Below are 17,378 nucleotides of genomic sequence, written 5' to 3' on the forward strand. Positions count from 1 at the left end.
GTCAGGCGTCCAAGAATCGTGCGCGGACTTGTGGCGACGGCAGCGGACAACTGTCGTACTTGCCAAAAACGCGATACCTGATGTCGGCGAACCTGTCGTAGAGCCAGTCGCGTAGTGGCACCGGCACAATGCGGCCTACCGTGAGCAGTTTCCATGGGCCGCCGAGATAATCCGCCGCCCGCAACATGGCCCCGGATCGGACGGCGACCCGTTCCGCGGGACGCCCGGGTGCGTCGACGAACACCACCGAGTCGACGTTCTGAATGTCGGGGTGCCGGTCAATGATCGCTTTGGCGAAGTCGCTGTCCAGGGCTGCAAATCGCAAGTCGCCGTTGGGGTCCAAGCGAAGCAGTGTGCGCACCCCCCAGTTGCAGACGCCGCAGACGCCGTCGTAGAGCAGGACCGGCGTCGCCAGATCGATCCGCGATTCCCCGTTCACGTTCTCAAGCCTACTGATTTGTTCGAAAGCGATATCGCATGCGATATCGCTTTTGCGATTGGATCGTCGATCGTCAGCACTTCGGCAGTTGACCTTTGGTAAGGCAACCCTTAGTTTGTGGGGGTAACTTACCGAGCCGGAGTGTGATGCGAATGCGAACGATTGCGTCCCGCCAGGGCGGCCGCCCGCCGCTCATCACGCTCGATGACGTCGTCGCGATCGGTCGCGACCTCGGAATGCGGCGGCTGAGCATCAACGCCGTGGCCTCGCGGCTCGGCGTCACGGCGACCGCGTTGTACCGCTACGTCGAGGGCAGGTGGGACCTCGAGCGGCTGGTCGGCGAAAGCCTGCTCGCCGAGCTCGACCTGCGCGATGATCCCACCGCCGACACCGCAGAGCACCTGCTCTCGTTCGCTGTCCAGCTGCGGGATTTCACCGCCGGGCATCCCGGCTTGGCGACGTACCTTCAGGTGCTCTTTCCGCGGGGCGACGCCGGCCGGCGGTTGCTGGCGGCGGAGGTCGCGGCGCTGAGCCGTCGCGGCTACTCCGCGGAAGCGGCCATCTTGTTGAGCAGCGCTGTGGCCACTTTGGTCATCAGCCTGGCCGCCCGCGAAGAGAGCAATGCCGGCGCAACCGGGGGAGACCATGCCACCGGATTCGAGGCCGAACGCGACGCCATCGCCGACCGGCTAGCCGGCGATCCGCAGCTGGGTGCGGCGCACGGGTGTGTGTCGCAGGTGTCGAATGCAGAGTTCGTGCGGCTCTTGCTGGCCGCTTCCATCCGGGGCCTGGTCACGATGACCGCGCCGGGTCGTCCGATCGACGAAGTCGTCGCGGAATTGAGCGACGCAGGAAAGGACCGTTAATGGCACGCGGGTTCCAGGGCGTGATGTTGCGAAGTTTCGGCGCTCGCGACCACACCGCAACGGTGATCGAAACCGTCCGCATCGCCCCGCACTTCATTCGAGTGCGCATGGAGTCGGCAACGCTGTTCGAGGACGTGGACGCCGAACCTGCTGCATGGCTGCGGTTCTGGTTTCCGGATCCGGATGGATCGAATACCGAATTCCAGCGCGCCTACACGATTTCGGACTCGGACGTCCCCGCTGGCCGCTTCGCGGTCGACATCGTGCTGCACGAGCCGGCCGGTCCGGCATCGCAATGGGCGCGCGGCGTGCAGCCGGGCGCCACGATCGCGGTCATGGCATTGATGGGCTCGTCGCGTTTCGATGTCCCCGACGAGCAGCCGGCCGGCTACCTGCTGATCGGTGATTCCGCGTCAATCCCGGGAATGAACGGGATCGTCGGAGTCGTCCCGAGTGATGTCCCGGTCGAGATGTATCTCGAACAGCACGACGACAACGACCCGTTGATTCCCATCACGCAACATCCCCGGCTACGAGTGCACTGGGTTACCCGGCGCGATGAGAAGTCGCTGGCCGCAGCGATCGAGACCCGCAATTGGTCCGACTGGTACGCGTGGGCGACCCCCGAGGCCACGACGCTCAAGCACGTGCGAGCGCGGTTGCGTGACGAATTCGGCTTCCCCAAGTCCGAGGTGCACGCCCAGGCCTACTGGAGTGCCGGGCGCGCGATGGGAACCCAGCGTCGCGACGAGGTCGAAGCGCCCAGGCATATCGTTACGAAAGAGCCTTCAGCACAACGTGTTCAGGCACCGGCAGCCAAAGGTAGTTGGCGGGCCCAGGGTGCCGGCCGGCTGCTGGCGCCGCTGAAGTCGTCGCTGATCCTCTCGGGCGTGTTGCAGGCGGTGATCACCCTGGTGCAGCTGGCGCCGTTCGTGCTGCTGGTCGAGCTGGCCCGGCTGCTGGTCACCAAGGCGCCGGCGGCGCGACTGTGGGACGTCGTAATCGCTGCCGTGTCATTGCTCGGGCTGGGCACGGTGCTCGGCGCCGCCCTCACGCTGTGGCTGCATGTCGTCGACGCGCGGTTCGCCCGTGATTTGCGAACCAGCTTGCTGCGGAAGATGTCTCGGCTGCCCTTGGGTTGGTTCACCGCACGCGGTTCGGGTTCGATCAAGCAGTTGCTGACCGACGACACGTTGTCCCTGCACTATCTGGTCACCCACGCCATCCCGGACGCGGTCGCCGCCGTCGTCGCGCCGGTCGCGGTGCTGGTGTATCTGTTCGTCGTCGACTGGCGGGTGGCGCTGGTGCTGTTCTTGCCCGTCCTCGTTTACCTGGTGCTGACGTCGTCGCTGACGATCCAGTCGGGCCCGCGCATCCCGCAGTCGCAGCGCTGGGCCGAGAAGATGAGTGGTGAGGCCGGCGCGTATCTCGAAGGCCAGCCGGTGATTCGGGTGTTCGGCGGTGCGGCCGCGTCGAGCTTCCGGCGCCGCCTCGACGAGTACGTCGGGTTCCTGGTCGGCTGGCAGCGTCCGCTGGCCGGCAAGAAGACGCTGATGGATCTGGTCACCCGGCCCTCGAGCTTCCTGTGGCTCATCGCGCTCACCGGCACGCTGCTGATCGTCGCCGGTCAAATGGACCCGGTGAATCTATTGCCATTCCTGTTGTTGGGCACCACTTTTGGTGCGCGACTGCTCGGCATCGCCTACGGGCTCGGTGGCATCCGCGCCGGCATGCTGGCCGCCCGACGTCTGCAGAACACCCTCGACGAGCCCGAACTCGACGTGCTGGAACACGACCAGCCCGGCACGGATTCGACGGTGGTGTTCGACCACGTCAGTTTCGGCTACCGCCCCGACGTCCCGGTGATTCGCGATGTGTCGCTGACGTTGCGACCCGGCACCGTCACCGCCCTGGTCGGGCCGTCGGGATCCGGCAAGTCGACGATGGCCGCCCTGCTGGGCCGCTTCCACGACGTCGATCAGGGCGCGATACGTGTTGGGGGACAGGATATTCGGTCGATGACCGCCGACGAGCTCTATGCGCAGGTCGGTTTCGTCCTGCAGGACACGCAGCTGGTGCACGGCACCGTCGCGGAAAACATTGTGCTGGCCGTCCCCGACGCCACCGCGGCCCAGGTCGAGGAGGCGGCGCGCCAGGCGCAGATCCACGACCGCATCATGCGGCTGCCGCAGGGCTACGACACCATGCTGGGCGCGGGGGCCGGGCTGTCGGGCGGTGAGCGGCAACGGCTCACGATCGCCCGGGCGATCCTGGCCGACACCCCGGTTCTGATCCTCGACGAGGCCACCGCCTTCGCCGACCCGGAATCGGAATACCTTGTGCAGCAGGCGCTTAACCGGTTGACCCGGGAACGCACGGTGCTGGTAATCGCTCATCGCCTGCACACCATCACCCGGGCGCACCAGATCGTGGTGCTGGACCATGGCCGGATCGCCGAACGCGGCACGCACGACGAGTTGCTGGCCGCCGACGGCCGGTACCGACGGCTCTGGGAGGGCGGACGTCGCGAGCCGGTAGCGGCCGCGGCAACTCTCGAAATTCAGGAGGGAGCGCGATGATCCGCACGTGGTTGAGCCTCGTGCCGGGGGACCGGCGCGCGAAGGTCGTTGCCTACATAGTGCTCGCGTTGTCTTCCGTCGTGGTGCGGGCAATAGCCGCCGTATTGCTCGTCCCTTTGGTCGGCGCGTTGTTCAGCGGCACGCCAACCTATGCGCTGGTGTGGCTCGGTTGGCTCACCGCCGCTACGGTCATCGGCTGGACGATCGACACCGCAACCGCCCGGATCGGCTTCGATCTGGGTTTCTCGGTGCTCGACCACAGCCAGCACGACGTGGCGGACCGGTTGCCCGGCGTCCGGCTGGATTGGTTCACGGCCGAGCACACGGCGACGGCCCGGCAGGCGATTGCGGCCACCGGTCCCGAACTCGTCGGCCTCGTCGTCAACCTGCTGACGCCGCTGACTTCCGCCATCCTGCTGCCCGCGGCCATCGCGCTGGCGTTGCTACCGGTCTCGTGGCAACTCGGCGTGGCCGCGCTTGGCGGTGTGCCGCTGCTCCTGGGTGCGTTATGGGCGTCGGCCCGACTGGCGCGCCGCGCCGATTCGGTTGCCGCCGAAGCCAATAGCGCGTTCACCGAGCGGATCATCGAATTCGCCCGAACCCAGCAGGCGTTACGGGCCGCGCGGCGCGTCGAGCCGGCGCGCAGCCTGGTCGGCGACGCGTTGACCGCACAGCACGGCGCGACCATGCGGCTGCTGTCCATGCAGGTACCGGGGCAGCTGCTGTTCAGTCTCGCCAGTCAGCTGTCGTTGATCCTGCTGGCGGGGGTCACTACGGCGTTGACGGTGAACGGGACGCTCACGGTGGCCGAGGCCGTCGCGCTGATCGTCGTGATCGTGCGCTACCTGGAGCCGTACACCACCATCAGCGAATTGGCGCCGGCGCTGGAGAGCACCCGCGGCACGCTCGACAACATTCGTTCGGTGCTCACCGCGCCACTGATGAATGCGGGTGCCACCGTCTTGCCGGACGCGGACAGGGCACCTCGCGTCGAGTTCGACGACGTCGCCTTCTCCTACGATGGCGCCAGCGCACCGGTGCTGGACGGGGTGAGCTTCTCGCTGGCACCGGGCAGCACGACGGCGATCGTCGGACCATCGGGTTCGGGCAAGAGCACGGTCCTGGCCTTGATCGCCGGACTGCACGAACCCGCCCGTGGCCGCATCCTGATCGACGGTGTCGACGCCGCGAGCCTGGACGCCGACGCCCGGCGGGCGGCAAGCAGCGTTGTGTTTCAGCATCCCTACCTGTTTCACGGGACGATCCGCGACAACGTGTTCGCCGGAGACCCCGGCGCGGGCGACGAGCAGTTCGCGCGGGCCCTGTCGCTCGCCCGCGTCGACGAGCTGATCGGCAGGCTGCCCGACGGTGCGGCCAGCATCGTCGGTGAAGCCGGTTCCGCGCTGTCCGGAGGCGAACGCCAACGCGTCAGCATTGCCCGGGCGCTGCTGAAACCCGCGCCGATACTGCTGGTAGACGAGGCGACCAGCGCCCTGGACACCGAGAACGAGGCCGCGGTGGTCGACGCGCTCACCGCCGACCCGAGGTCGCGCACCCAGGTGATCGTCGCGCATCGATTGGCCAGCATCAGTCACGCCGACCGTGTCCTGTTTCTCGATAACGGCAGTGTCGTCGAGGATGGCACGGTCGACGAATTGCTCGCCGCGGGTGGGCGTTTCGAGGAATTCTGGCGGCAGCAGCACGAGGCCGCCGAATGGCGGATCCTCACCGACTAGATCACCGCGGTTGACCGCAACTCTTGCCGTATGCCTTACAGTTTGTCAGTCGGACCGAGCTGTCCGGGTACAGGAGGCGTGCTGCTTATGAGTGCTGTGATGTCGATTCCCCGGTATCCGGCCGACGTGACCCCCGAATGGCTGTCGGCCGCACTCAGTGATGGCAGCGCAACCGTCGAGGTCGCCGAAGTGGACGTGGTGCCGATCGGCACCGGACAGACCGGTGCGACCTACCGGGTGACCGCCCGGTACGCGTCGGAACCCGACGACCTGCCGCAAACGTTCGTGATCAAACTGCCGGCGCAGGACGACACCGTGCGCGAACGCGTCACCATCGGCTACCGCAGCGAGTGTGCGTTCTACGCCACGGTGGCCGATCGCGTCGCGGCGCCCACGCCGCGGTGTTTCTACTGCGAGATCACCGAAGACGGCTTGGATTACGCGCTGTTGCTCGCCGATCAGGCGCCCGCCGTGCAGGGAGATCAAATCGCCGGCTGCGACGAGCAGCAGGCGCGGCTCGCGGTGGTGGCGTTGGCGGGATTGCATGGCCCCAGTTGGTGCGACCCCTACTTTCTGGATCTGCCCGGGCTCGCGTTTCCCCGCCCAGATGAGGCATCCGCCAAGGGACTTGGCGACGTGGCGAAGATGAGTGCCGACATCACGCTGGAGAAGCTTGGTCCCCGCCTAAGCGCCGAGGACCGTGAGACCTTTTCTGAGACAATGGGTTTGATCACGCCCTGGCTCTTCACCGAACAGCAGCGATTCGCCCTGCTGCACGGCGATTATCGGCTCGACAACCTACTGTTCGATCCGGGTCAGAGCTGGGTGAGCGTCGTCGACTGGCAGACGCTCGGTGTGGGCCTGCCGGCCAGAGATCTGGCGTACTTCACCGCGACCAGCCTGGATTCGCAACTCCGCACCTCCATCGAGGAGGGCCTTGTCGGCGACTATCACCGGGCGCTGCTGGGCCACGGCGTCACCGGATACGACCGCGAAACATGTTGGCGCGACTACCGACTCGGGGTACCCCAGGCGCTGTTGATATCCGCCCTCGGGTTTGCCTTCGCCTCGTCGACCGAGCGCGGTGACGACATGATGGTCACCATGCTGCAGCGCGGCAGCCGTGCGGTCCGCGATCTGGGAACGCTGGACCTGATCGCCTGAGGCTTACAGCTCGTCGCTGAAATCCGCGCTGAGCCAGCGGTCCGGGCGGATGGTGAACAACACCTCTTCCACGCCCTCGAGGCTCTTGACGAATGCGGGACCGGCTTCCTCGCCGAGGTAGCGGATCGCGATGGCCTCCTGTATGTCCGCCGGAGCGGGTGTGGTGGCGTCGACGATGGTGCCCTCCACCACCACGTACTGGTACGGCGGCTCCTCGCGCTGCACCACCAGCGTCACCGCGCCGGCCTTCTCGATGAGTCGGGCCTTGCGGCTGGACGCCCCGGTCATGATCCGGACGTCCCCGCCGACGCTGTAGTCGTACCAGATCGGCACGCTGGCCGGCGGCCGGCCATCAGCCGCGACGGACAGCACGCCGACATGCTTGTCGGCGAGGAACTCCTGGCGCTCGGTTTCGCTGAAACTCTTCATGTCGACTCCAATCGCCGATCTGAACGAGCTATTCCCGAGGCCCCGTCAGTACTGTGTCGAACCCTGGTCGACCGGAATCTGCGCGGCCGTGACTTTGCGCGATTCATCACTGGCGAGCCAGCACACGGTGTCCGCGATCTCGTCGGGCTCGGCGATCCAGTCCGGCAGAAACGGTGTCAGGACGTGCGACAGCTGCGGGTTGGTTTCCATGGTCTTGCCCACTGCCGCGGCCATGTCGCCGGATCCCATCGGGGTGTTCACCGGTCCGGGGTGCACGCTGTTGACCCGGATCGAGTGCTTGCCCAGTTCCGCGGCGAAAGCCCGCGCCAAGCCGGTGATGGCATGCTTGCTCGCGGTGTAGTGAATCATGAACGGCTGCATCTTCATGCCGGCCGCCGAGCTGATCAGGATGATCGAGCCACCGCGGCCGCCATCGATGATCTTTTCCGCACCCGCCATCACGGTGTTCCAGGTGCCGGTCACGTTGATGTCCATGACATCGCGAAAGGACTCGGGCGTGATCTCGTTCCACGCCTGCGGGGCGGCGATACCGGCGTTGGCGACGATGATGTCGAGCCGTCCCAGCGCGGCGACTCCGTCGTCGACGACCTTGTGGAGTCCGTCGAAGTCGCGGGTGTCGACGGCCGCGGCGAAGACTCGGCCGTTCGCCTCTTCTACGAGGCGAACGGTTTCGTCCAGATCTTCCTGGGTCGCCGAAGCGTACGGGACGCAGGAGGGGAGCTTGTCCGCGATGTCGACGGCGATAATGTCGGCGCCTTCCCGCGCCATGCGTACGGCATGCGCCCGGCCCTGGCCCCGCGCCGCCCCGGTGATGAATGCCACTCTGCCCTGTAGCCGGCCTTCACGCGTGCCGCTCATGTTGTCTCCTCTGGTGAGTTTGGTCGCCGCACAGCGCTTGTCAGCGCTGCGCCGCCTTGACGAGGTTGGATCCGATGATCAAGCGCTGAATCTCGCTGGTGCCTTCGTAGAGCCGCAGCAGTCGTACGTCGCGGTAGATGCGTTCGACGGGGACACCGTGCATGTAGCCGCTGCCGCCATGCACCTGCACCGCGAGGTCGGCTACCTTGCCGGCCATCTCGGTGCAGAAGAGCTTGGCGGCCGACGGCGCGATCCTGCGGTCGGAGTTGGTGACCCATTGCCGCGCGGCGTCGCGGACAAGGGCGCGCCCTGCCAGCACCCCGGTCTGCTGGTCGGCGAGCATCGCCTGCACCAATTGAAAGCTGCCGATCGGCGCGCCCCCCTGGGTAGCGGTGGCCGCGTAGGAAACGGATTCGTCGAGCGCGCGTTGGGCCGCACCCACCGCGAGGGCGGCGATGTGGACCCGGCCCCGGGCCAGCGAGGTCATCGCCGCGCGGTAGCCGATGTCCTCGTCGCCACCGATGAGCGCGCCGGCTTCGACGCGGACATCGTTGAAGTTGACGTCTGCGGTCCACGCACCCTCTTGGCCCATCTTGGCGTCCTTGGCGCCGACCTCGACGCCGTCGGAATCCGCGGGTACCAGGAAGACGGCTATGCCGGGGCCCTTGTCGTCGGCCGGCCGGGTGCGTGCGAAGACCACGAACAGATCGGCGACGGGCGCGTTGGTGATGAAGCGCTTCTGTCCGGAGATCACCCACGCCGCGTCTTTGTCGGAGCCGTCGCGGACGGCTTTGGTCCGCAGACCGGCGGGGTTCGATCCGGCGCCGGGCTCCGTCAACGCGAACGAGGCCACGACATCGCCGGAGGCCATCGACTCCAGCCATCGAGTCTTCTGCGCGTCGGTGCCGAAGCCGACGAGTACTTGACCGGCGATGCCGTTGTTGGTGCCGAACATCGATCGCAGCGCCAGCGAGGTGTAGCCCAATTCCATTGCCAATTCGACGTCTTGCACGAGATTGAGCCCGAGGCCACCCCACCGCTGCGGAATCGCGTAACCGAACAGCCCCATCTTCTTGGCCTGCTCGCGTAGATCGTCCGGCACCCGGTCGTCGGTCAGGATCTCCTGCTCGCGCGGTACCACCGCGGTGCGGACGAAGTGACGGGTCTGGGCGCGGATCTCTCCGAAATCCTCGTCCGAAACCTCGGGGACCTCATCGGTGGTCATGTTGCAGACGCTCCTCATCGGCAGTCGCTCGCGGGCACGGGCGCGGACACCCCGGCACCGGCCGCGATCCTATATGAAATACGATATTCGAGCGGAAGAGGCCTGGCGGCCGACAAACAAAGACCAGAAAAGGAAGCGTGATCGACGTGTCGTTGCTGAGCGGTCAGACTGCGGTGGTTACCGGTGCCGCGCAAGGTCTCGGTTTCGCGATCGCGGAGAGATTCGTGGCCGAGGGCGCGCGGGTCGTGCTCGGAGATGTCAACCTCGAGGCGACGGAAAAGGCGGCCCAGCAGCTCGGCGGCGACGGCGTTGCGCTGGCGGTCCGCTGCGACGTGACGCAAGCGTCCGACGTCGAAGCGCTGATCCAGACCGCGGTCGACCGATTCGGCGGCCTCGACATCATGGTCAACAACGCCGGGATCACCCGCGACGCGACGATGCGCAAGATGACCGAAGAACAGTTCGATCAGGTCATCGACGTGCACCTGAAGGGGACCTGGAACGGGATCCGGCTGGCCGCGGCGATCATGCGGGAGAACAAGCGCGGCGCGATCATCAACATGTCCTCGGTGTCCGGCAAGGTCGGGATGATCGGCCAGACCAACTACTCGGCCGCCAAGGCCGGGATCGTCGGAATGACCAAGGCCGCGGCCAAGGAGCTCGCCTACCTCGGTGTGCGGGTCAATGCGATCGCCCCCGGCTTGATCCGGTCGGCGATGACAGAAGCCATGCCGCAACACATCTGGGACCAGAAGGAGGCCGAGGTGCCGATGGGACGGGCGGGGGAGCCCAGCGAGGTCGCCAGTGTCGCCCTGTTCCTGGCCTCTGACCTGTCCTCGTACATGACCGGCACCGTCATGGAAATCACTGGCGGCCGGCATCTTTAGAGATGGGAGCTGAAGTGCGCGAAGTCGTCATCTGTGAGCCCGTCCGAACGCCGATCGGCCGCTACGGCGGAATGTTCTCCTCGCAGAGCGCCGTCGACCTCGGTGTCGCCGCGCTGAAGGGTCTCCTCGAGCGGACCGGGATTGCGCCGGAAGCGGTCCAGGACATCATCCTCGGACACTGCTACCCCAGCAGCGAGGCGCCGGCGATCGGACGCGTGGTGGCGCTGGATTCCGGTCTGCCCGTGACGGTTCCCGGTATGCAGGTCGACCGTCGCTGCGGCTCGGGCCTGCAAGCGGTGCTCCAGGCAAGTCTGCAGGTGCGCAGCGGCGACCACGATCTCGTCATCGCCGGCGGCTGCGAAAGCATGAGCAACGTCGCCTTCTATTCGACCGATATGCGCTGGGGCGGAGCCCGCAGCGGTGTCCGCGTGCACGATGGGCTGGCGCGCGGACGCACCACCGCAGGCGGTCGGCGCTACCCGGTGCCCGGGGGGATGCTGGAGACGGCCGAGAATTTGCGGCGCCAGTATGGCATTTCGCGTCTGGAGCAGGACGAGCTCGCGGTGCGCTCACACCAGCGTGCGGTTGCCGCGCAGAAGGACGGGGTCATGGCCGAGGAGATCATTCCAGTGTCGGTGCCGACCCGGCAGGGCGAAGAAGTGATCGACACCGACGAGCATCCGCGCGCCGACACGTCGGTCGATTCGTTGGGCAAGCTCAAACCTGTTCTGCTGAAAGATGATCCGGAGGCGACGGTGACGGCCGGCAACGCCAGCGGGCAGAACGATGCGGCGTCGATGTGTGTGGTGACCACCGCCGAGAAGGCCGACGAATACGGGTTGACGCCGTTGGTGCGGTTGGTGTCGTGGGGTGTGGCAGGCGTCGCGCCCAACATCATGGGCATCGGCCCGGTTCCCGCGACCGAGGTCGCGCTCGCCAAGGCCGGGTTGCAGCTGAGTGACATCGACCTCATCGAACTCAACGAGGCGTTCGCAGCGCAGGCGCTGGCGGTCATGCGGGAGTGGAAATTCGGCGCCGCCGACCACGAGCGCACCAACGTGCACGGATCGGGAATCTCGCTGGGACACCCGGTCGGTGCGACGGGCGGCCGGGTGCTGGCCACCCTGGCGCGCGAACTCACCCGCCGCGAGGCGCGCTACGGGCTGGAGACCATGTGCATCGGCGGTGGGCAAGGCCTGGCGGCGATCTTCGAACGGGTCGGTCCGAGATGACCGATCCGGGGTTGCCGTTGAGCGGCCTCACCGTGGTGGAGGTATCCAGTTTCGTTGCCGCCCCGCTGTGCGGGATGACACTGAGTCAACTTGGGGCGCAAGTGATTCGGGTGGACCCGATCGGTGGCGCTTCCGATGTGCAGCGCTGGCCGCTCGCGGCGGACGGCACGTCAATCTATTGGACCGGCCTGAACAAGGGGAAACGCTCAGCCAGCATCGATCTGCGTTCGGCCGAGGGGCAGGAACTGGTTCAGCGGCTGATCGTCGAGGGCGACGGCATCGTGGTGACCAACGCTGCCGGATTGTCTTGGCTGAGCCACGATCTCCTGAAGGCCAAGCGCCCGGACGTCATTCACGTTCAGCTGCTCGGGCGCGGTGACGGCTCGACCGGGGTGGACTACACGGTCAACGCGGGTATCGGATTCCCGCTCGTCACGGGCCCCATCGGCCACGCCGGTCCGATCAACCACGTATTGCCGGCCTGGGACGTGTGTTGCGGGCTGTACGCCGCGCTGGCGGTCGTCACCGCGGTCCGTCGTCGTGAACAGTCAGGGACGGGCGCGCGAATCAGCCTGGCGCTCGAAGACGTTGCGCTGGCCACCGCCGGAAATCTGGGATTGCTGACCGAGCCGCAAGTCAACGGCACCCAGCGCCAGCGTCTGGGCAATGCCATCTACGGCCAGTACGGGCAGGATTTCATCAGCCGCGACGGGGTCAGATTCATGGTTGTCGCATTGACGGGCCGGCACTTTCGCGACCTGGTCGACGTAACGGGCACGGCAGCGGCGGTTTTGGCGCTCGCCGAGGCGCTGAGCGTTGATTTCGGAACCGAGGGTGATCGCTATCGCTACCGCGAGGTGCTGTCGGGCCTGTTCGCCACCTGGTTCACCGATCACACTGCGGACGAGATCACTGCCGCGCTGTCGGACACCACGGTCTTGGTCGAGCGGTATCGCACTTTCGCGGAGGTCGCGGCAGGGCCGAAAGTGACTGCCAATCCGCTGTTTTCCCGACTCAACCAGCCGGGTCTCGGCGATTATTTCGCGGCGGGCCTGCCCGCCGCGATCGACGGCAACTATCCCGCGCCCGCGCCCGCTCCCGCCTTGGGGCAAGACACCGCAGACGTCCTCGGGCGGTGCCTGGGTTTGACGAGCGGCGACCTCGAGCGCCTGACGAACGCCAAGACGATCGCTTGCTGAGCAGCCGAAAGAGAAAGACAGCGCAATGACGAAACTCGCCCAGACCATCGGATTGACCGACATTCAGACCGAGATCCTGGCTACCGTAAAGCAATTCGTCGAAAAGGAAGTCATTCCGCACGCCGCGGAGCTGGAGCGTGGCGACACCTATCCGCAGGAACTCGTCGACCAGATGCGCGAGATGGGCTTGTTCGGGCTGATGATTCCCGAGGAGTACGGCGGTCTGGGGGAGTCGCTGCTGACCTATGCACTGTGTGTGGAGGAGCTGGCGCGCGGCTGGATGAGCGTGTCCGGGGTGCTCAACACGCACTTCATCGTGGCGTACATGCTGCGCCAGCACGGCACCGACGAGCAGAAGCAGCGTTTCCTGCCGCGTATGGCGACGGGCGAGACACGCGGCGCCTTCTCGATGTCGGAGCCCGAGCTGGGCTCCGACGTCGCCGCGATCCGGACTCGCGCCACGCGAAACCCCGACGGCGACTACACCATCAACGGTCAGAAGATGTGGCTCACCAACGGCGGCAGCTCGACGCTGATCGCCGTGTTGGTGCGCACCGACGAGGGCGCGGAAAAAGCGCACCGCAACCTGACCGCGTTTCTGGTCGAAAAGCCAACGGGCTTCGGAGAAGTCCTGCCCGGTTTAGTGATTCCCGGAAAGATCGACAAGCTGGGTTACAAGGGCATCGACACCACCGAACTCATCTTCGACGGGTATCACGCGAGCGCGGACGACATCCTCGGCGGCACTCCGGGGCAAGGCTTCTTCCAGATGATGGACGGCATCGAGGTCGGCCGTGTCAACGTGTCGGCCCGGGCCGTCGGCGTGGGCATCCGCGCCTTCGAACTCGCCGTGCGGTACGCGCAACAGCGCCAGACGTTTGGCAAGCCGATCGCGGAGCACCAGGCCATCGCCTTCCAGCTCGCCGAGATGGCCACCAAAGTCGAAGCCGCGCATCTGATGATGGTCAACGCGGCGCGGCTGAAAGACTCGGGGGAGCGCAACGACGTCGCCGCCGGGATGGCCAAATACCTCTGCAGCGAGTTCTGTTCCGAGGTCACGCAACAGAGCTTCCGGATCCACGGCGGTTACGGCTACTCCAAGGAATATGAGATCGAGCGGCTGATGCGCGACGCACCGTTCCTCCTCATCGGCGAGGGAACGAGCGAAATCCAGAAGAACATCATCAGCAAGCGGCTACTCGCCGAGTATCAGGTGTGAGGCAATGAGCGTTCCGGATTTCGCTGCGCGACCGCAACTTTCCGACGATGTCGCGCGCCTGATCCGCCAGCGGATCTTCGACGGCAGGTATGTCGCCGGGTCTTACGTCCGCCTGGACCAGTTGGCCGCGGAATTGGGCATCAGTGTCACGCCAGTCCGGGAGGCGCTCTTTGCCCTGCGCGCGGAAGGCCTGATCGCCCAGCAGCCCCGCCGCGGCTTCGTGGTGTTGCCGGTGACCGGGCGTGATGTCACCGACGTCGCGAACGTGCAGGCACACGTCGGCGGCGAACTCGCGGCGCGGGCCGCGATCAACATCACCGACGACCAGTTGCGCGAACTCAAGCAGATCCAGGCCGAACTCGAAGACGCCTACGCCGGTGACGACAACGAGCGGACCGTGCATCTCAATCACCAGTTCCACCGGGCCATCAACGTCGCCGCGGACTCCCCGAAGCTTGCCCAGCTGATGCTGCAGATCACCCGCTACGCACCGGAATCGGTGTTTCCGGCGATCGAAGGCTGGCCGGAGCAATCGATGAAAGATCATCGGCGCATCCTGTCGGCCCTGAAAAAGCGCGACGACGGGGCGGCGCGTGCGGCGATGTCGGAGCACTTGGCCGCCGGTGCGATTCCCTTGATCGATCACCTCGTGACGCGTGGCGTGGTTGTCGAGGGGACCCGTCCGACGAGTTCGTGATTTCTGTTGTAGCGCGCCTGGCCAGGGCATACGCTGCCATCGGGGGACGGCACAACAGAACGAGGAAACATGTCCCCAGCGCGTCGCGCATCGGCCGCTTTCGTTGCAGCGGTGACAGCTATCGCCCTGGCGCCGCCCGCCGGCGCCGATCTCATGGACCCGATCCCCGGCAACGGCGTCTTTGTCGTGGGGCCCGATATTGCCCCGGGCCTGTACCACACTGGCGGCTCGGGATCGGCCTTCGGAGTGTGGATCAACAACGTGCCGACCCAGGATTCGATGTGCTCGTGGTTTACCTACAGCACACCGGATGCCAACAAGGACCACGTACTTCAGACGAACACCTCTGTCGGCCCGATGTTCGCGAACATCAACTCCTCGGTCAAGGCCTTCGAGTCGCAGAACTGTCAGCCCTGGACGCGGGTGCCGTAGACTACCGCCGCACCGTCTTGCGAATCACCGCATGACATAGGGGAAGTGGGGATGCGGGTGGACTCCGTGCAGGTCACGACACGACGGCGGCTGTCGCCCTTCGGCATCCTTGATTCCATACTTGACGGCTAACTCCGCGCCGATCAGGGTCTGGCCGCTCAGTTCGGCCAGATCCGGGTCTTCGTACAGTCGCGAAATGATGTGGCCGGTGAGTTCCGGGGTCTCGGCGATGTCGAGAACGTAGCCGAGCTTCTCAGGCTTACGCGCCACGATGTCCCGCACGCGTTGCGTCAGCAGGGATCCCATCCAGATCGAAACGGCAGCGATCCCAGTGCCTTCGAAGTCCACGGCCATATCCGCCGCCATCTTGTCGGTACCTGCCTTGGGCACGCCATAAGCGGGGCCGAACGCGTAATGCACCGCCCCCGAGGCGGAGGTGAACACGACCAGGCCCTTACGTTGGGGCAGCATCAAGGGCGCCGCCAGGACGGTGGCGACGTAACTGCTACGCACCCCGACCGCCAGCGTGTCCATGACGTTGAGCGGCTCTTCCCAAAACTTCGTCCGCCCCATCATCTCGTCGCGGATGATCGCGGCATTGTTGACCAGCACGTCGATCCTGCCGTGCTCATGACGCACCCGCTCGAAGAAGTCGATCACCTGCTGGTCATCGGCGTGGTCGACTCGCACGGCAATACCGTTGCCGCCCAAGGCATTCACCTGCTCGGCGGTGTCCTGGATGGAGCCCGCTTGGGATGAATCGCCAGATCTCTCCGTGCGGCCGGTCAGATAGACGGTGTACCCGTGACTGCCCAGCGCGCGGGCAATACCCGCTCCCGCCCCTCTGCTCGCACCGGTGACAACCGCAATCCTGTCCGGGTCCGACATGGATCGAACTATACAGTCGTACAGCGACGACAAGTCAAGCCGCTGACCCGCAGTTCACCTGCGTGAGCGTGATCGCCTGCGCTTGCTGCGCGTCGACCGAGCCTCAACGGAGTCCAGATATTTTTCGATCGCGTTGACCACTTCGTCGTGCGCGCCATCCACCCCTACGCCCTCCTCAAGATTGAGGAACTTCGGGATCCCGGTCACCAGCAGGGCGAGCGCATTCAACGACAGGTCGCCATTCAGGCGCGTCCCTTTGCCGAATTTCCGGACGAGCGCCTCGACTTCCACACTGCGCACCTGATTCGTGACTTCGGCAATGGCGGAACGGATTGACTTGCGGTGGTTTCCCAGCGCCAGGAACTCGGTCATGAGGGCACCTGTCGCCTCGTCCCAGCTGAAGTCCCACAGCGCATGCAGTGGATCCTCGGACCGGGCTTCAAGGACTTTGGCCAGCACCGCGAGATTGCGTTCGGAGTATCGGTTGATCGCGGCCAGGAAGATCTCGTCGAGGGACGGGAAGTAGTACTGCACCAGGCTCGGAGTCACCCCCGCCTTGGCGGCCAGCGCGCGGTAAGTGATGCTCGCGTAACCCTCTTCAAGCATCATCTTCTCGACACAGTCCAGAAGCAGGTCGCGCGTCCTGGACGTCTCCGCACCGACGCGACGGGGCGCTGTCGCCATCTTCACCTCACTGGTCTCAAAGCGAACCATCTTGACATTCGCCAACCGCTGTACACATGTATAGTCTCAAAGTTGTGCGCTGATGGCACGACGATGTGGAGACTCATGCCTGCGGAGATCGACCTATCCCAGTTGCAGCGCGACGTGCAGTACCTACTCGATCGCACTGCGATCCTCGATTGCATCGCCCGGCATGCTCGCGGGTGCGACCGCCACGACAATGACCTCATCACCGCGGCTTACCACCACGACGGCATCGACGAGCACGGCCGCGCGATCAACTCGGGGCCCCATTACGCGAAGTGGGCCAACAAAACTCACGCCGAAACGTCGATCATGCACACGCATAACATCACCACGCACTCGTGCGAGATCGATGGCGACACGGCTCACGCGGAGAGTTACGCCATCGTCGTCCTGATCGGGCGTGACGGCGGCAGCGCGCAGTTCATCACGGGGCGCTATCTGGATCGATTGGAGCGCCGGGACGAACAGTGGCGCATCGTAATTCGGCGTTCGACAGTGGAGGGGATGTTCCTGGCGGACGCACGTGTGTTGCAGTCGCAATTCTTCAAGGAGCAGGGTTATCTGGTCGGCACCCGTGATAGTCAGGACCTGTCCTATCAACGGCCTTTGACGATGGAGACACCGGGAGCGGCCCGCTGGTAGCTGCGCTTCAGATGCCGGCTGGGCGCATGGCGCGGTAGATCGAATTCGAGCCGCTGATGGTTTCGAAAACGAGAGGCTCGCTCATCTAATGCTCTGCCCCAGAACAATCCGCCTCGATCAGCATCTCTCGCAGCCGGCGGACGTCGACCTTGCC

The 17,378-nt window shown here is 65.6% G+C and carries 17 protein-coding genes; 11 read left to right on the plus strand and 6 right to left on the minus strand.

The window, feature by feature from the left end; translation table 11 throughout:
* Nucleotide 1 precedes the first annotated feature (1 nt).
* Nucleotides 2-421: a DCC1-like thiol-disulfide oxidoreductase family protein gene (locus JOZ00_RS23415; RefSeq protein WP_293348838.1), complete on the minus strand. Its 420-nt coding sequence runs from the start codon at nucleotides 419-421 to the stop codon at nucleotides 2-4.
* Nucleotides 422-591: 170 nt separating this feature from the next.
* Here JOZ00_RS23415 and JOZ00_RS23420 point away from each other — a divergent pair, with 170 nt between their 5' ends.
* From JOZ00_RS23420 to JOZ00_RS23435, 4 genes are all read left to right on the plus strand, one after another.
* A complete protein-coding gene (locus JOZ00_RS23420) occupies nucleotides 592-1,305 on the plus strand; it encodes a TetR/AcrR family transcriptional regulator (RefSeq protein WP_293348792.1) in 714 nt (237 codons plus the stop codon).
* Entirely contained in the window at nucleotides 1,305-3,884 is a 2,580-nt protein-coding gene (locus tag JOZ00_RS23425) for an ABC transporter ATP-binding protein/permease (RefSeq protein ID WP_293348795.1), read from the plus strand. Before JOZ00_RS23420 ends, JOZ00_RS23425 begins: the two co-directional genes overlap by 1 nt.
* On the plus strand, nucleotides 3,881-5,620 hold the full coding sequence (locus JOZ00_RS23430) for an ABC transporter ATP-binding protein (protein ID WP_293348798.1): 1,740 nt from the start codon (nucleotides 3,881-3,883) through the stop codon (nucleotides 5,618-5,620). Before JOZ00_RS23425 ends, JOZ00_RS23430 begins: the two co-directional genes overlap by 4 nt.
* Before the next feature lie 87 nt (nucleotides 5,621-5,707).
* Complete coding sequence (locus JOZ00_RS23435) at nucleotides 5,708-6,784, plus strand: aminoglycoside phosphotransferase family protein (RefSeq protein ID WP_293348801.1); 1,077 nt, start codon at nucleotides 5,708-5,710, stop codon at nucleotides 6,782-6,784.
* A 3-nt stretch (nucleotides 6,785-6,787) separates the two neighbouring features.
* On the opposite strand, the gene JOZ00_RS23440 is transcribed toward JOZ00_RS23435, so the two are convergent.
* Genes JOZ00_RS23440 through JOZ00_RS23450 form a run of 3 tightly spaced genes read right to left on the minus strand, consistent with a single transcriptional unit; the run spans nucleotide 6,788 to nucleotide 9,317 of the window.
* Nucleotides 6,788-7,213: a pyridoxamine 5'-phosphate oxidase family protein gene (locus tag JOZ00_RS23440; RefSeq protein WP_293348804.1), complete on the minus strand. Its 426-nt coding sequence runs from the start codon at nucleotides 7,211-7,213 to the stop codon at nucleotides 6,788-6,790.
* Between the two features lie 45 nt (nucleotides 7,214-7,258).
* Nucleotides 7,259-8,092 carry a mycofactocin-coupled SDR family oxidoreductase gene (locus tag JOZ00_RS23445; protein ID WP_293348807.1) on the minus strand — a complete coding sequence of 278 codons (834 nt, stop codon included), beginning with the start codon at nucleotides 8,090-8,092 and terminating at the stop codon, nucleotides 7,259-7,261.
* 40 nt (nucleotides 8,093-8,132) lie between these two features.
* The gene (locus JOZ00_RS23450; protein ID WP_293348810.1) at nucleotides 8,133-9,317 is read right to left on the minus strand and encodes an acyl-CoA dehydrogenase family protein; all 1,185 of its coding nucleotides are present in this window, start codon (nucleotides 9,315-9,317) and stop codon (nucleotides 8,133-8,135) included.
* 137 nt (nucleotides 9,318-9,454) lie between these two features.
* Between JOZ00_RS23450 and fabG the strand changes: the two genes are divergently transcribed.
* The 6 genes from fabG to JOZ00_RS23480 all read left to right on the plus strand — a co-directional run bounded on the left by fabG (nucleotide 9,455) and on the right by JOZ00_RS23480 (nucleotide 14,983).
* Nucleotides 9,455-10,204 carry a 3-oxoacyl-ACP reductase FabG gene (gene fabG, locus JOZ00_RS23455; RefSeq protein WP_293348814.1) on the plus strand — a complete coding sequence of 250 codons (750 nt, stop codon included), beginning with the start codon at nucleotides 9,455-9,457 and terminating at the stop codon, nucleotides 10,202-10,204.
* A 2-nt stretch (nucleotides 10,205-10,206) separates the two neighbouring features.
* Nucleotides 10,207-11,436: an acetyl-CoA C-acetyltransferase gene (locus JOZ00_RS23460; protein ID WP_293348817.1), complete on the plus strand. Its 1,230-nt coding sequence runs from the start codon at nucleotides 10,207-10,209 to the stop codon at nucleotides 11,434-11,436.
* Complete coding sequence (locus JOZ00_RS23465) at nucleotides 11,433-12,635, plus strand: CoA transferase (RefSeq protein ID WP_293348820.1); 1,203 nt, start codon at nucleotides 11,433-11,435, stop codon at nucleotides 12,633-12,635. Before JOZ00_RS23460 ends, JOZ00_RS23465 begins: the two co-directional genes overlap by 4 nt.
* A gap of 25 nt (nucleotides 12,636-12,660) precedes the next feature.
* On the plus strand, nucleotides 12,661-13,854 hold the full coding sequence (locus tag JOZ00_RS23470) for an acyl-CoA dehydrogenase family protein (RefSeq protein WP_293348823.1): 1,194 nt from the start codon (nucleotides 12,661-12,663) through the stop codon (nucleotides 13,852-13,854).
* Between the two features lie 4 nt (nucleotides 13,855-13,858).
* The gene (locus JOZ00_RS23475) at nucleotides 13,859-14,551 is read left to right on the plus strand and encodes a GntR family transcriptional regulator (protein WP_293348826.1); all 693 of its coding nucleotides are present in this window, start codon (nucleotides 13,859-13,861) and stop codon (nucleotides 14,549-14,551) included.
* A 69-nt stretch (nucleotides 14,552-14,620) separates the two neighbouring features.
* On the plus strand, nucleotides 14,621-14,983 hold the full coding sequence (locus JOZ00_RS23480) for a hypothetical protein (RefSeq protein WP_293348829.1): 363 nt from the start codon (nucleotides 14,621-14,623) through the stop codon (nucleotides 14,981-14,983).
* A 24-nt stretch (nucleotides 14,984-15,007) separates the two neighbouring features.
* On the opposite strand, the gene JOZ00_RS23485 is transcribed toward JOZ00_RS23480, so the two are convergent.
* Nucleotides 15,008-15,871, minus strand: a complete 864-nt coding sequence (locus JOZ00_RS23485) for an SDR family NAD(P)-dependent oxidoreductase (protein ID WP_293348832.1) — start codon at nucleotides 15,869-15,871, stop codon at nucleotides 15,008-15,010.
* A 54-nt stretch (nucleotides 15,872-15,925) separates the two neighbouring features.
* A complete protein-coding gene (locus JOZ00_RS23490; protein WP_293348841.1) occupies nucleotides 15,926-16,555 on the minus strand; it encodes a TetR/AcrR family transcriptional regulator in 630 nt (209 codons plus the stop codon).
* 105 nt (nucleotides 16,556-16,660) lie between these two features.
* Here JOZ00_RS23490 and JOZ00_RS23495 point away from each other — a divergent pair, with 105 nt between their 5' ends.
* Complete coding sequence (locus JOZ00_RS23495; protein ID WP_293348835.1) at nucleotides 16,661-17,224, plus strand: nuclear transport factor 2 family protein; 564 nt, start codon at nucleotides 16,661-16,663, stop codon at nucleotides 17,222-17,224.
* Nucleotides 17,225-17,378 lie beyond the last annotated feature (154 nt).

Origin of the sequence: Mycobacterium sp., assembly GCF_019243155.1 — a bacterium.
Classification (GTDB): Bacteria; Actinomycetota; Actinomycetes; order Mycobacteriales; family Mycobacteriaceae; genus Mycobacterium.